We start from the raw sequence: 13,136 nt of genomic DNA, 5'->3' as shown, positions 1-13,136 counted from the left end.
GAGGAATCAGGACTCGAGCCAAACCGTCTCGAAATGCTGCTCGAGCGCCTGGTGCTGCTCGCAGCCATGCACGCCCTTGCGGTAGGTGCGGTAGACCGAGCGCCAGTAGGGCTGGATGATGATGCCGGAGTCGCGCAAATTCTGCTCGATCTTGGCCATGATCCCCTTGCGCTGGGCGGCATCCGGGGTCGCAAGTGCTTTATCGAGAAGCTCGTCGAACTCCTTGTTCGAATAAGCGCTTTCGTTCCAGGCCGCGCCCGATTTATAGGCCAGCGCCAGCACCTGGACGCCGAGCGGGCGGCCGAGCCATTCGGTGCAGGAGTAGGGGAACTTGCTCCAGTCGTTCCAGAAGGTGGCAGCCGGCAGCACGGTGCGCTTGATCTTGAGGCCGGCCTCGCGGATCTGGGCGGCGATCGCGTCGGCGGTGCTCTTTTGCCATTCGATGTCGACCGAGATCAGCTCGTATTCGTGGTCGGCCTTGCCGGATTCCGCCAACAGCTTCTTCGCCGCGTCGACATCGCGCTCGGCCGGGCCGATATCGGCGAATTCGGGATGCATCGGTCCGACATGGTGGTTATCGGCGGGCTTGCCCCTGCCGTCGAGGCCGAGCTTCAGCACGGCCGCATTGTCGACGGCAAGCTGGGCGGCACGGCGCACCTTGACGTCGTCATAGGGCGCGTTGCCGACATTGAAGCGCGCGACGATGGTCGAGCCGGTCGCGATCTCGGAATTTTCGAGCCCCATCTGCTCGGTCTGCGACACGGCGTCCGAGGCGGTCTCGTGGTCGGTGTCGATCTCGCCGGATTCGAAAGCCGACAGCATGGCGTTGGGATCGGAGCCGTAGTCGACCCACTTGATGCCGTCGAGATAGAACTCGCCCTTCCACCACTTGTCCTTGCGCTTCACCTCCGCACCGGTCTCGGCGTCCCAACTCACCAACTCGCACGGGCCGGTGGTGATGGCCAAAGCCTTCTTCGGATCGGCATCGCCTTCATAGGAGCGGTGCATGATCAGCGCCGGATAGTCGGCCATGCCGGCGATCAGCGAGATGTCGGACTTTGGCAGGTTGAGCTTGACGGTGTAGTCGTCGACTTTCTGGATGCCGCCGTCGACCGGCTTCTTGGTGTCGGCGTTGACCAGCGCACCCATGCGCGCGGCGACCGAATTGCCGGCGACCGAGGCATCGCACCAGCGGTTGAGGTTGTGGATCACGTCGTCGGCGTTGAAAGTGTCGCCGTTCGACCAGGTGATGCCTTTGCGCACGTGAAGCGTGATCGTCTTGGCGTCGTCGCTGGTCTCCCAGTTTTCGAGCAGCCAGGGCTCGAAGGTGAAGTCGGTTTTCCAGCGCACCAGATATTCGTTGCAGTGACGCGCGACATTCGACATCTCGACGCCATCGAAAGTGCGCGGATCCTTGAAGCCCTTCACGTTCATGGCGACGCGCAGGACCCCGCCGCGCTTCGGCTCCTCGGCCCGAGCGGGCGAGGGAGTAAGGCCGCCCAGCGCCAGCGCGCCGGCGGCGCTGACGCCCAAGCCGGCCATAAGCGCCAGATACTCGCGCCGGCTGATCGCGCCCTTCTTGAAATCACCCGCGGTCGGCTTTGCCCGCGGGTGCAGTTTTCTGTCGGTCAGCATGAATTTCATTGTCGTTCCCTCTATTGTTGGTGCAGGTCGCCCGCGCGGCGGCTTTTGGCGGCAACGACCTGCACGAAGCCCAGGGGCGCCCCCTTGCCGTCAGGCGCGGAGGCGGATACGGCCGCCGGGCGCCGTTGCCTGCGAGGGGATCATAGGTCCGCTTTCCGCGACGAAATGTTTGGTTTTCCGCAATTCTTGTGCGCTGTTCCGCAGGCTAAAGTTGGCTGACGCGCATAATTGCTGCGCCTTGCCGGGCGGCTGGGTCTCCGGTCTTCGCGGTCAGAGCTCTGCGTAAAGTTGCGCCGCATTCTCGAAGGTGAAGCGCAGCGGCACCGATCCCTCGACCTGCCACACGCTCACCGTGTCGCCTGCCATCAGCCGGCAAGCGTCGAGCGTGTTGGTCACGGCGCCGCCATAGAGGCGGTTGGCGAGGTTGAGAATGCCGGTCTGGTGCATGGCGCTGCTGCCGCTGCCGCAGGCGTCCTTGACCAGCAGCACGCGAAAACCGCGCGTCACCGCATCCTTCACTGTGGCGTCGATGCAGGCTTCGGTCCACACGCCGGCAATCACCAACCATTCGATTCCGGCCGCGTTGAGCTTGTCGCCAAAATCGTTCTTGCCGAAGACGCTCGCTTCCTGCTTGAGCAACATGGCTTCGCCGTTTTGCGGCGCCACTTCATGGCAGATCGCCGTCAGCGGATCGTCCTTGTCGGAGAAGGCCGACTTGCCGCTCTCGTCGAGCGGATGGAACGGCCGCGCCTCGGCGAGGTCGACAATATAGGCCCAATGATAGAGCGGCACGAAATTGCGCCGCGCCGCCTCCTGCAGGCGTTGGACGTTGGCGAGGATGTCGGCAAAGCCCTCGACCAGATAGCGCTTGTCCTTGCGATGCTCCTCCTGGAGATCGATGAACACCGCGGCCACCGTGCCGCGCCGGATGGAAATGGGGGATTTCATGCGGATGCTCTCGAAGGGGTGCCGCGGCGCGTCGGAATGTGCCGCAGCGTATCAGCTTCGTCATTCCAGCGCGAAGCAGCCGCGAAGCGGCGTCGCGAAGACCCTGGAATCCATTCCGTTACCTTGATCGAAGAGTTCGGCCTAACAGAATTCTGCACCGTTGCGGCGCTCCGACGTAACGGAATGGATCCTATGGCCTGCGCCGCGTCGCTTCGCTCTAGGATGACGACGACATGAGTGCGGCGGCCAATCTCGAACGCCTGCGACAATGTATGGGCGGCTCCAACAGAGCGTATCGGCATCAAACCGCTCATTCCAGAAACTCATCCTCATAAGGAAACCGCGAAAGCAGCTCGGTCCCCGTTTCGGTAATAAGAATCTCGTCCTCCAGCTTGACGCCCTCGCGGCCGCCTTTCTCGCCGATATAGCTTTCGACGCTCACCACCATGCCCGGCACGATCATGCCGTCGCGGCCGTACGTCTCGTAATCCATCGCGTGGGCGATGAAGGGCGTCTCGCCATGCATGCCGACGCCGTGCATGACCGAGGTATAGCGCTGGTCGACGAAGCGGTCCGGGATTTTCCAGGCCCTCTCGGCGATCTCGCGGAAGGCCATGCCGGGTTTCACGATGGAAATGTTGTGCTGCACCTGGTCGTGCGCCATGCGGTAGAGCGATTTCTGGTAGGGCGTCGGCTTGCCCGGGCCGCAGCGGAAGGTGCGCGAGAAGTCGGAATAATAGCCGTAGCAACCGATGGTGTCGGTATCGAGCGCGACCAGCTCGCCCGGCCTGATCTTGCGGCCGCTCGCCTCGTTGAACCACGGATTGGTGCGCTGTCCTGAAGTCAGCAGCCGGGTCTCGATGAACTCGCCGCCCTGGCGGATCACCTCGTGATACATAATGGCGAAGAGCTCGTTTTCGGAAACGCCGGGCTTGATCGCCTCGCGCACGGCGGCCACCGCGGCTTCGGCTCCAGCCATGGAGGCCTGCAGGCATTTCACCTCCTCTAGCGTCTTCACCGCACGCACGGCAAGAATCTCGCCCTGGCAGTCCTTCACCTCGCAGCCGCGCTTTTCCAGGGCGAGCGCCTGCAGATGGCTGCAGCGGTCGAGGCCGAGCTTCATCGAGCCGCCGCCATGCTTGTTGAGCAACTCGGTGATCTCGTCGGCGAACGGACCCGCCGTCTCGTCGTCGCGGCCGGAGACGGAGGACCAGACGAGCTTGGAAGGACGCGCCTCGTCGATCGTGTCGAGCACCATCGAGACATGGTAGCTCTGCGGATATTCGAACAGCACGATCGGCCCATCGGTCGGGATGAAGAAGTAGCGGGTCGAATTGCGCAGGAAATAGCCGAACATGTTGCGCGAGCCGGTGGCGTAGCGCTGGTTATAGGGGTCGAACAGCACCACGCCGCCATAGCCCGCCTCGCGCATCCAGGCGCGCAGTTTGGCGAGGCGCCCCTTGCGCAGTGCGTCCGCATCGATGAAGGAGGGCTCGGTGTCGGAGAGCCACATGCCGCCGGCGGGATCGGCCGCGGCCGGATGGCGCATGCGGTCCTTGAAGTCCACATCCTCGGTGCTGTCTGGATCGAAAACGACGATGCTCATGGGTGCCTGGCCTTGAGTAGGTTGTAAATGCCGACCATGGCGCAGGAGGGGAGAAGGTATTGTGCGGAAAGCCGCTCGTGCTGTGCCGGATGCCGCTGGCCGTGTGGAACTGCAACCGCTAAAATTCTGCTCGATGCCTCATCAGCTTTGAGACTTTGTGGTAAAGTCGCTGAATAATCTGGTATTGCGGACCACACCGTGGATTATCGAATAGCGCTTGGCCCCTTATACATCCTGCTTTTTTTCAGCTTCTGCCTTCTGGCCTATATTCAGCCGATTCTGCATTGGCTGGCCGACGATTTTGGCAACACAACCATGCTCGCATGTCTGGCGGCATATTTCGGCATTATCGTCGGATTGGTTTGGGCTATCAACAAAATCAACAAAGCATCCCCGACATTGGACCTTCCGCCTTCTTCCAATCGCCAAGGGGTGATCTGGGATGTCGCGGCGACCTATGAAGAGGCAAGGCCCAACGTCGCCGCCGAGAAAACGCCGCCTGTCAAAGTCCGGTCGGAAACTGGCAAACCGGACGTTGAACTCTGATCCTACCGCCGCCGCATCGCCTTCGGCGCCTGCCCATGCTCCTCCTTGAAAGCCCGCGCGAAACTCGACATCGAAGCAAAACCGCAGGCCAGCGCAACATCGCGCACCATCAGCGTCGAATGCGCCAGCAGATCGGCGGCGCGCTTCAGCCTGAGCCGCCGGTAATAGCCGTTCGGCGAGATATCCAGCTCGGCGCGGAAATTGCGCTCGAGCTTGTCGGGCGAGACCCCAAGCCGCTCAGCCAGCTCCGCCATGCCGAGCCGTTCCTCGACCGCGTCCTCCATGATGGCGATCGCCGACAGCACCAGCTCGTTCTGCACCCCGGTGCGCAGGCGCAGCGGCATCAGCTTGCGGTCGACGCTCGACCGCAGGGGAGAGTGCACGAACCATTCCGCGACACCCGCGGCAAGTTCGGCGCCGTAGTCGCGCGTGATGATCTCCAGCATCATGTCGAGGCTGCCGACGCCGCCGGCCGAAGTAAAACGCTTGCGGTCGATGACGAAGAGATCGCGCCTGAGCTCGATGTCGGGAAACGCCTCGGTGAAAGCGGCCTGGCTGGTCCAGTGCAAGGTGCAGGCATGGCCGTCGAGCAGGCCGGCGCGGGCGAGGAAGAACGCCGCATCCGCCACCGCGCCGATATGCGCGCCGCCGCGCAGGCTTTTGCGGATCCAGCTCATCGCCTCGTCGGCCACGACATGGTCGGCATCGCCGCCTGAGCACACCACGATGCGATCGACCTTCGGTGCATTGGCGGCCGAGAAGCCGGGCTGAATGACGACGCCGTTGGAGGCTTCGACCGTGCCCTCATCCGCGCCGACGATCACCCATCGGTAGCAGTCGCGCTTCGCAAGAATGTTGGCGCCGCGCAGCGGCTCGATGACCGAGGAAAACGCCATCATCGGAAAGCCGGGAAAGACCAGCACCGCAAAGGTGAGCGGGGTCTCGCCTGCCTCCGGCTGCGCGCGGTCGCGTTTTCGGTTGGCGAGAATGGCGCTCACGACTTTGGTATTTCCCGCGCGCAGCATTGGTGGCAGAGAAGGCCAAACTGTAGCGGGCGCTTCAGCGCCCTAGCAACGGAGAAACGACCAGGATGTTTGCGGCAACGGCCCTCGACACGAGCAACAAGCCGGCCTTCTACGATGAGCTGGCCAGGCAATTGAAAGCGCTGCTGGAAGGCGAGCGAGACTCGATCGCCAACGCCGCCAACACCTCGGCGCTCATCTACCAGATGGTGCCCGACCTCAACTGGGCGGGTTTCTATTTCCTTCAATCCGACGAAGAGCTGGTGCTCGGCCCCTTCCAGGGCAAGCCGGCCTGCGTGCGCATAGCGGTCGGCAAGGGCGTCTGCGGCACGGCGGTCGATCTCGATATGTCGATGCTGATCAAGGACGTGCACGATTTTCCCGGCCACATCGCCTGCGATGCCGACTCGCGCTCGGAACTGGTCGTGCTCTTGCGCGACGACGAAGGCATCTTCGGCGTGCTCGATCTCGACAGCCCGCTGCCAGGCCGCTTCGACAAGGAAGACCAGGCCGGCATCGAGAAGCTTGCCGCGATCTATGTGGCCGCCAGTTCCTTTGAGGAATGAACTCTTAGCGGACTGCGGTACGGCTCCGCCGCTGGCTCAACGACCCTGTCTTGCGTTGCCATACGCGCGTCGTTATCTCTGGCGGAATATGACGCTCGCCAAGCGCGCCGAAGGGAGAAGATATGTCGCGCAATCTGCAGTTCTATATCGAAGGCGTGTGGGTCGATCCGGTGGTGCCGAACAATTTCGACGTCATCGATCCGTCGAACGAAGACGCCTTCGCGCAGATCTCGCTGGGCACCAAGGCCGATGTCGACAAGGCGGTCGCTGCCGCCAGGCGCGCCTTCGCCACTTTCGGCTTCAGTGAAGTCGAGGAGCGCCTCGACATCCTCAACCGCGTCATCGAGGTCTACAAGAAGCGCAGCAAGGACCTTGCGCTCGCCGTCTCGCGCGAGATGGGCGCGCCGCGCCAGATGGCGCTGGACAGCCAGGTCGGCGTCGGCCAGGCGCATCTGGAGAAGATGGCCGAGGTGCTGAAGACCTTCCAGTTTCGCCATGTCAAAGGCTCCTCGCTGATCGTCAAGGAGCCGATCGGCGTCGTCGGCCTGATCACGCCCTGGAACTGGCCGCTCAACCAGATCGCCTGCAAGGTCGGCCCGGCGCTCGCCGCCGGCTGCACCATGGTGCTGAAGCCGTCGGAGATCGCGCCGCTCGACGCCATCATCTTCGCAGAGATCATGGACGAGGCCGGTGTGCCGAAGGGCGTCTTCAACCTGGTCAACGGCGATGGCCCAACTGTCGGGCAGGCTTTGGCCAGCCATCTGGATGTCGACATGATGTCCTTCACCGGCTCGACGCGGGCCGGCATCCTCGTCGCCAAGGCGGCCGCCGACACGGTGAAGCGTGTGCATCAGGAGCTCGGCGGTAAATCCGCCAACATCCTGTTCCCCGACGTCGATCTGCAAAGGGCGGTGACCAAGGGCGTGGCCGGCTGCTTTGGCAATAGCGGCCAGTCCTGCAACGCGCCGACCCGCATGTTCGTGCCGCGCGACCGGCATGACGAGGCCGCCGGCTATGCCAGGACGGCGGCGGAGAAACTCACCGTCGGGCCGGCCGACGCGCCGGGAACGAAGCTCGGCCCGGTGGTAAGCCAGCTGCAGTTCGACAAGATTCAAGACCTGATCCAGAGCGGCATCGACGAAGGCGCGACCCTGATCGCTGGCGGCCCCGGCCGTCCGGCCGAGCTCAACCGCGGCTACTATGTCCGCCCGACCGTCTTCGCCAACGTGACGCACGACATGCGCATCGCGCGCGAAGAAATCTTCGGGCCGGTGCTGTCGATCATGCCTTACGACACGGTCGAGCAGGCGATCGAGCTGGCCAACGACACCGTCTTCGGCCTCGCCTCCTACATCCAGGCCAAGGACATCGAGAAGGCGCGCCAGGCCGCGGCCCGCATGCGCTCCGGCAACGTCTATATCAACTATCCGACGTGGGACGCCGGCCTGCCCTTCGGCGGCTACAAGCAGTCCGGCAACGGCCGCGAATATGCCGAATACGGTCTCGAGGATTTTCTGGAGATCAAGGGCATCGCGGGATACGCGGCGGCGGAGTAGGCGGAGCAGAGGCCGGCGCAGGCGGATAGAGAAAGGGCGCGATCTCGGCTTCGCCATTTGCCATGAGCCGCTTGCCGCGACAGCCGATCAGCTCTTCCTCGCCGCCTTCTTACCCGCGTCTTGCCTCGATGATGCCCACCATGGCGCGGGTGAATTCGACCACGCTGTTTGCCGTGATGGCAGCATTGTCGGGGCTCTGGCCGATTTGCTCGGCTGCTCCGCAGCACGTGCGGCGGATGAGGTCGTAATGAGCAAGTCTGTCATCGTCCGGCAACGCCGCCAGGTTCAAGGCTCGACGGTGAAGCATGCGCAACAGCTGCGCCAGCGCTGTTTCGACACTCATGCGTTTGGCTCCGCATCGGTCGAACGTCTCGGCACATAAAGTACCGGATCGTCGATCAGGGGACGGTTCTCGTCCCCGATCCGGCAAGGCTGCGCCTTAGTCGTTAATACATCGTTGATCGCTAATATGATCGGCGAAGCCTTTGGGCGGATTCCCGGATGCCATCGGATGGCGGAGACAGATCATCCCCCGCGCGGCACAGCTAACGTCCTCGGCATTTCAAAATCTAACGATCGGCAGAATGCACCAGTAAGGATGCTTGGTAAGGGTTGATTCAACCCTTGCTGGTATGTACAAGGTGGCGGCTCCGGCCAGGGGTAGGGTTGCCTGAAAGCCGGAGCCGCCTGCGCGGCCGATGGGTAGTGTCCGCGCTGTCCCAGAATAGGACAGCGCGGTCTACGATTCGTTAATTCGCTAATATATCGTCCTATGGGCGAACCCCGCGGACAGCGATGCCGGCAAACGAAATTTCCCAAGCAATTGAATTCTCACAGTTCTAGCTGCGAATCTGGATTCGAACCAGGACCGGCGGACTTAAGAGTCCGCTGGTCTACCCGTTCCTGTCACCAGCAACGCTGCCAGCTCCCAGAGAAGATCCACCTTGTCTTTGGCCTTCTTTCGGGGGCGATGAGATAGAATGGGGTTGGCGATGCCCGGGTCGACAGACCGGCCCGGCCGTCGATGGTCCTGATGATAGTTGCATCGATGCACTTCGTCGCAATGCCTCAAGCCCTTTGCCATGGTTAACGAGTCATGGGCCGGCAGGACCTTCGTAAAGACTTTGCTAATATTAGAAAGAAGACAAGCCGTTCAGCGGAACAAGCCTCGCTGAGCGCAGTTCGGTGCGACGTGGCGCCGGCTATTGCCGTCGCGTTGGGAGACAGCAGCGCAAGCGAACCCGACAGGAAGCCAAGCGTTCGCAAGGCCTCTCGCGAGCTGCCAAGAAATGAGTGGAACATCACCTCTAGGTGCGCAATGACTACCCCAAATACATTTCAACGTTCGACCTCGATCAGCTGCGCGAAGCCTTCAAGCAATTGACACGCGAGCAAGGCATCACAGCCGAAGAACGGGACGTATACGCCCAGCTTTTCCTGAAGCAGACCTGCGCCCCAGTTTTTCCGCTCGGGCCTGAACGGCGGCCGATTCAGGCTTGGAGTTAGCTTGGCGGCTGGTGTGCCGCATCGACGGTTGCGGGTCCACGGCAGCTTCCCGCAAAGTCCGGCGACACACTTGCGCCAAGCCAGGCTTGTCCGTCGAGATCATGGCCCGAACGCCGCTGCAGCTCTGCGATGGATCACCAGATGGTGGGCCGGGGGGCCCCAACTGATCTGGACGCCCTATGAAGCGGCGCTAAATCAAGCCGATGCGGGTTGCGTTCAGTATATTTACTTTTCTTTTTTGCACCGCCTCTCTTCAGGCCCAGGAGTGGCAGCCGTTTGGGGTCCGGCAACTGGGCTTCACATTCGATGTTCCGCCTGGTTTCGTCCTCACCCAGCATTCGGATCAGGGTGCTGCATTCCAAGGCGAACAAGACGCGTTTCTTGCCGTGTGGGGCGCCAGACTTGGAAGAGCCAGCTTTCGGGCCGAGATCGAGCATCGCATGCTGGAAGACGAAAAGGCCGGCTGGAAGTTGACGTACCGGCGCCTGACCTCGACCTGGGCCAGCTATTCAGGGATCAACAACGGCGAGATCCGATATGTTCGCGCCATCAGGGTCTGTGATGACCGCGCCGCGCTTTTCACGATCAACTACAGCAGATCGGAGAAAACGCCTTATGATCGGATCATTGTGCGAATGGTAAGATCCTTAAGGGCCGAAGGCTGCTAGCCTTAGGCCCAGGGTGGGTTTCGATCTGCATTGCCGGCGTGCCCTGATGCTATTTTTTACGAGCGACACGCATTTCAATGATGCCCGCATCCTACGGATTGACCGGCGGCCTTTCGCATCGCTTGCCGAACATGACGAAGCGCTGATCTCTTTCTGGAACGAGACCGTCACGCCTGACGACGAGGTCTGGCATCTTGGCGACTTCGCGCGCCACGGCAAAGCAGGCGGGGAGGCACTTCTGTCGCGCCTCAATGGGCGCAAGAACCTGATCATCGGCAACAATGACCCGGACGAAACGACCGCCGCCGACGGATGGGCCAGTATTCAGCATTACGCGGAACTCAGGTTCAATGGGGTGCTTCTCATCCTGTGCCACTATCCGTTCCGCACCTGGAATCAGATGGGCAAGAAGTCGATCAATTTGCACGGTCACTCGCATGGGAAGCTTAAGCCGCTTCCACGCCAGTACGACGTTGGCGTAGATGCTTGGAACTTTCGGCCGGTCCCGCTTCCAGCATTGATCCAAAAAGGTGGTGCCCGGGCGCAAGCTTCGCTAGCTTAAAGTAGGTCAGCCGGCCAGCGAGAGCATCAGGGGCGGCCGTTCTTTTGGACCGCGCTAACCGAACACCCGAGTCCTTCATCATCGACGGCGAGATGATCGCGCGGGATCCCGACGGACGGCCGAACTTCCATGCCATCCATTCGCGCATGACCTGGAACGCCCAGGCTCGCCTTCGTCGCTTTCGACCTTCTCTCCTCAACGGCGAGCACATTCGTGCTCTGCCGCTGATCGAGCGCAAGGCGAGGCACTGGAAACTGATCAAACCGTAAGACGGGGCGCTCACACGGCGCGATCCGGCGCGAAGACCGAGATCGCCTTTGGGTGAACCTTGAAATGGGCCGGTGTCGACGTGACGATCTCGCCATCGGTGTTGACCGGCATCGCCTTCCGCGTCTCGATGTCGAACTCGACGCACCTGGCCGTGCGCACCTCACGCCATGCGCCATGCGTTCCAGAACGGAAAGAGCGGAGCATCAACGCCAGCTTCCAGAGGTTCGTCATTTCCAAGCTATAGAGATCGAGATGTCCGTCATCGATCTCGGCCGTTTCTTCCACGACGTTGCCGCCGCCGTAGTGCCGACCGTTTCCAACCGCGATCTGGTAGGTTTCCACCTCGATCGCCGCGCCTTTCTCGGTAATCTTCGCGTGAAACCGCGCGGCCCGGGTCAACACTTTCATCGCCGCCAGCGCATAGCCCAGCCTGCCGAAGCGCTTCTTCAGTGCGGGGTCAAGACCCTGCGCCAGTTCGGTGCTGAGTCCGATACTTGCGACATTGAAAAAGGCATGACCGTTGACCGTCCCGACATCGATCAGTCGGGTTCGGCCTCGCGCGATCACATCGGCGGCCTGCAGGAGATCCATCGGAATGTTGAGCGTACGAGCAAGGTCATTCGCCGTCCCCATAGGAATGATGCCCATCGGCAGGCCGCTTTCCATGATCGCCGTCGCCGCCGAGGACACCGAACCATCGCCACCGCACACGACCACAAGATCGGCCATATGGCGTAAGCGAACGATGTCTCGAGCGATTTCAGGCAACGCCTCGAACATCTCAACGGTGACGGAAAGCCGACCTCGCCCCAGCCGCTCCACAATTGGCGCGAGCATCTCCTGGCCCCGCCGAGCCTTGGGATTGAGGAGCAGCAACGCGCGCCTTTTGGCTGCTTCGCTCATTCAAAGATCGGTCCGACTGATCATGGCTCAACGCAAATAGGGTGGCTGCTTCCGGATTTCGACCGCAAACCGACGCGAAACGTCACACCTGCCCCGCCTATGGCGCGCGGTTTCTAAGCGACGGAGAGCGTAGCGCGCCTGCGGCGTCGGATAATTCGCGGGCAAAAGGTCCACATTGGCTATGGCGAAGCGCTTTCTTGAGAAGGCGGGCTGAAGCGATCCGCTTTTTGCAGTAGGACTCCCGAGGAGCGAGAGAGCCGCCTTGGCTAGTGAAGTTTGTCCTTGGAAGGTTTGGCGGCCGACTCGCTCAAGATTTCTTTAAGCGCTTGCTCCAGCTCCAGCCCGAGCCCGATAATGGGCTCGGGAATCGCAATCACGTCATTCCGGCCCGCCACCACTTGCGTCTCGGCCGAAAGCTCCGAGACTGCTTTACCGGCCGATTTCGATAGCAGTCGCGACAGGTGCTGCCGCTGCAATGCGTGAACCTCTTCCAACAGGCTCAGGAGCCTCAATGCATCCTCGATCGGCAGCCTGCTGGTTCTGAGGCAGGCAATCCGCTCGTGCTGACGTGCGATGTGCCGCTCGCCCTGTCGGACGTGGCGCCGCGCCATGCTGATGTGGTCGTGGAGAAGCATTGCCCACAACGCGAAATCCCCCGCGTCGTTCCGTTGTGGTTTTGAGGCGCAAATCACAAAGGTTAATGCAGCGAGTTTCTTGCCCGCTTACATGCAGCAAGGCCGCAGTCTGCTCAAGCTTGTCGGTGCCGGTCGGATGATGAGAAGGGAATCTGATGAAGGCAATGAAGAGGGAAAATCGTCGCCGCTTGCTGATCCAACTCCGCCAGCAGGAGATGCGCTATCTAGAGCTGATCGACCAGACGCGAGTGATGATTGCCAAGAGCTCCAGACTGGTCGAGCAATCCAGAAAACTCCTGTTGGTTCAGCGCAGCGGCGCATGCAAGACCAAGCCGGCAATTGTCAGCCCGACGGTATCGCGTTCGCTGTAGCGCAGACCGCTCGGGCTGACCCCGCGCTCGGGCGCGCTTATTATCCATCTAGGGAGGCGTACCGTCTTGCCGGCGAAGGGGTACGTCACCTTTTCGTTCCTCGAATGAAAGGCACGGGATACGCTGGCCCGCCGAGACGGAAATGAGGGCAAAACCAAGCTCTGGTTCCCGCGTGGCTCCTCTGTCCACCCCTCGGGCGGGACTCTTTGCAACTCAGTGATTTTCGCTTAGCCGCATTGTCTGGCGCCAAGCGGCCTTCGAGCTTGGCCATGTTCAGCAGTGTTAATCTAAGCTTGTCGTTCGCCAGCTTGCGGCTAAGCTTGCAGTATTGGG

The 13,136-nt window shown here is 61.7% G+C and carries 15 protein-coding genes; 8 read left to right on the top strand and 7 right to left on the bottom strand.

Annotated elements, in window-relative coordinates; translation table 11 throughout:
- Positions 1–6: 6 nt before the first annotated feature.
- The 3 genes from EJ078_RS01590 to EJ078_RS01580 form a co-directional block, all read right to left on the bottom strand.
- Positions 7–1,644, bottom strand: a complete 1,638-nt coding sequence (locus EJ078_RS01590; RefSeq protein ID WP_127215558.1) for an ABC transporter substrate-binding protein — start codon at positions 1,642–1,644, stop codon at positions 7–9.
- A 270-nt stretch (positions 1,645–1,914) separates the two neighbouring features.
- Positions 1,915–2,592: an isochorismatase family protein gene (locus EJ078_RS01585; RefSeq protein WP_127403271.1), complete on the bottom strand. Its 678-nt coding sequence runs from the start codon at positions 2,590–2,592 to the stop codon at positions 1,915–1,917.
- Between the two features lie 310 nt (positions 2,593–2,902).
- Positions 2,903–4,198, bottom strand: a complete 1,296-nt coding sequence (locus EJ078_RS01580; protein ID WP_127215560.1) for a Xaa-Pro peptidase family protein — start codon at positions 4,196–4,198, stop codon at positions 2,903–2,905.
- A gap of 198 nt (positions 4,199–4,396) precedes the next feature.
- Here EJ078_RS01580 and EJ078_RS01575 point away from each other — a divergent pair, with 198 nt between their 5' ends.
- Positions 4,397–4,744, top strand: coding sequence for a hypothetical protein (locus EJ078_RS01575; RefSeq protein ID WP_127215561.1), 348 nt, complete (start codon positions 4,397–4,399; stop codon positions 4,742–4,744).
- A 2-nt stretch (positions 4,745–4,746) separates the two neighbouring features.
- Here the strand turns inward: EJ078_RS01575 and EJ078_RS01570 are convergent, their stop codons facing one another.
- A complete protein-coding gene (locus tag EJ078_RS01570; RefSeq protein ID WP_245457065.1) occupies positions 4,747–5,643 on the bottom strand; it encodes a GlxA family transcriptional regulator in 897 nt (298 codons plus the stop codon).
- Positions 5,644–5,834: 191 nt separating this feature from the next.
- Between EJ078_RS01570 and EJ078_RS01565 the strand changes: the two genes are divergently transcribed.
- A complete protein-coding gene (locus EJ078_RS01565) occupies positions 5,835–6,332 on the top strand; it encodes a GAF domain-containing protein (protein ID WP_127216963.1) in 498 nt (165 codons plus the stop codon).
- A 122-nt stretch (positions 6,333–6,454) separates the two neighbouring features.
- The gene (locus tag EJ078_RS01560) at positions 6,455–7,888 is read left to right on the top strand and encodes an aldehyde dehydrogenase family protein (RefSeq protein ID WP_127403270.1); all 1,434 of its coding nucleotides are present in this window, start codon (positions 6,455–6,457) and stop codon (positions 7,886–7,888) included.
- Positions 7,889–7,997: 109 nt separating this feature from the next.
- Here EJ078_RS01560 and EJ078_RS01555 read toward each other — a convergent pair whose 3' ends face one another.
- Positions 7,998–8,231, bottom strand: coding sequence for a hypothetical protein (locus EJ078_RS01555; RefSeq protein WP_127216962.1), 234 nt, complete (start codon positions 8,229–8,231; stop codon positions 7,998–8,000).
- Positions 8,232–9,199: 968 nt separating this feature from the next.
- Here EJ078_RS01555 and EJ078_RS01550 point away from each other — a divergent pair.
- The 4 genes from EJ078_RS01550 (at position 9,200) to EJ078_RS01535 (ending at position 10,893) form a co-directional block, all read left to right on the top strand.
- The gene (locus tag EJ078_RS01550) at positions 9,200–9,394 is read left to right on the top strand and encodes a hypothetical protein (protein ID WP_208721052.1); all 195 of its coding nucleotides are present in this window, start codon (positions 9,200–9,202) and stop codon (positions 9,392–9,394) included.
- 203 nt (positions 9,395–9,597) lie between these two features.
- Entirely contained in the window at positions 9,598–10,062 is a 465-nt protein-coding gene (locus EJ078_RS01545) for a hypothetical protein (protein ID WP_067329922.1), read from the top strand.
- A 46-nt stretch (positions 10,063–10,108) separates the two neighbouring features.
- Complete coding sequence (locus tag EJ078_RS01540) at positions 10,109–10,624, top strand: metallophosphoesterase (protein WP_067329925.1); 516 nt, start codon at positions 10,109–10,111, stop codon at positions 10,622–10,624.
- Between the two features lie 44 nt (positions 10,625–10,668).
- Complete coding sequence (locus EJ078_RS01535) at positions 10,669–10,893, top strand: hypothetical protein (protein ID WP_127216960.1); 225 nt, start codon at positions 10,669–10,671, stop codon at positions 10,891–10,893.
- A 10-nt stretch (positions 10,894–10,903) separates the two neighbouring features.
- Here EJ078_RS01535 and EJ078_RS01530 read toward each other — a convergent pair whose 3' ends face one another.
- Positions 10,904–11,797 (bottom strand): lipid kinase, encoded by an 894-nt coding sequence (locus tag EJ078_RS01530; RefSeq protein ID WP_067329930.1) that lies wholly within the window; start codon positions 11,795–11,797, stop codon positions 10,904–10,906.
- 266 nt (positions 11,798–12,063) lie between these two features.
- Entirely contained in the window at positions 12,064–12,432 is a 369-nt protein-coding gene (locus EJ078_RS01525) for a hypothetical protein (RefSeq protein ID WP_067329933.1), read from the bottom strand.
- 155 nt (positions 12,433–12,587) lie between these two features.
- Between EJ078_RS01525 and EJ078_RS01520 the strand changes: the two genes are divergently transcribed.
- Positions 12,588–12,803 (top strand): hypothetical protein, encoded by a 216-nt coding sequence (locus EJ078_RS01520; protein WP_127216275.1) that lies wholly within the window; start codon positions 12,588–12,590, stop codon positions 12,801–12,803.
- The last annotated feature ends 333 nt before the right edge of the window (positions 12,804–13,136 follow it).

Source organism: Mesorhizobium sp. M1A.F.Ca.IN.022.06.1.1 (genome assembly GCF_003952605.1).
Lineage (GTDB): Bacteria > Pseudomonadota > Alphaproteobacteria > Rhizobiales > Rhizobiaceae > Mesorhizobium.
Note: the sequence above shows the minus strand (reverse complement) of the source record. Positions and strands in the feature narration are given on the sequence as shown.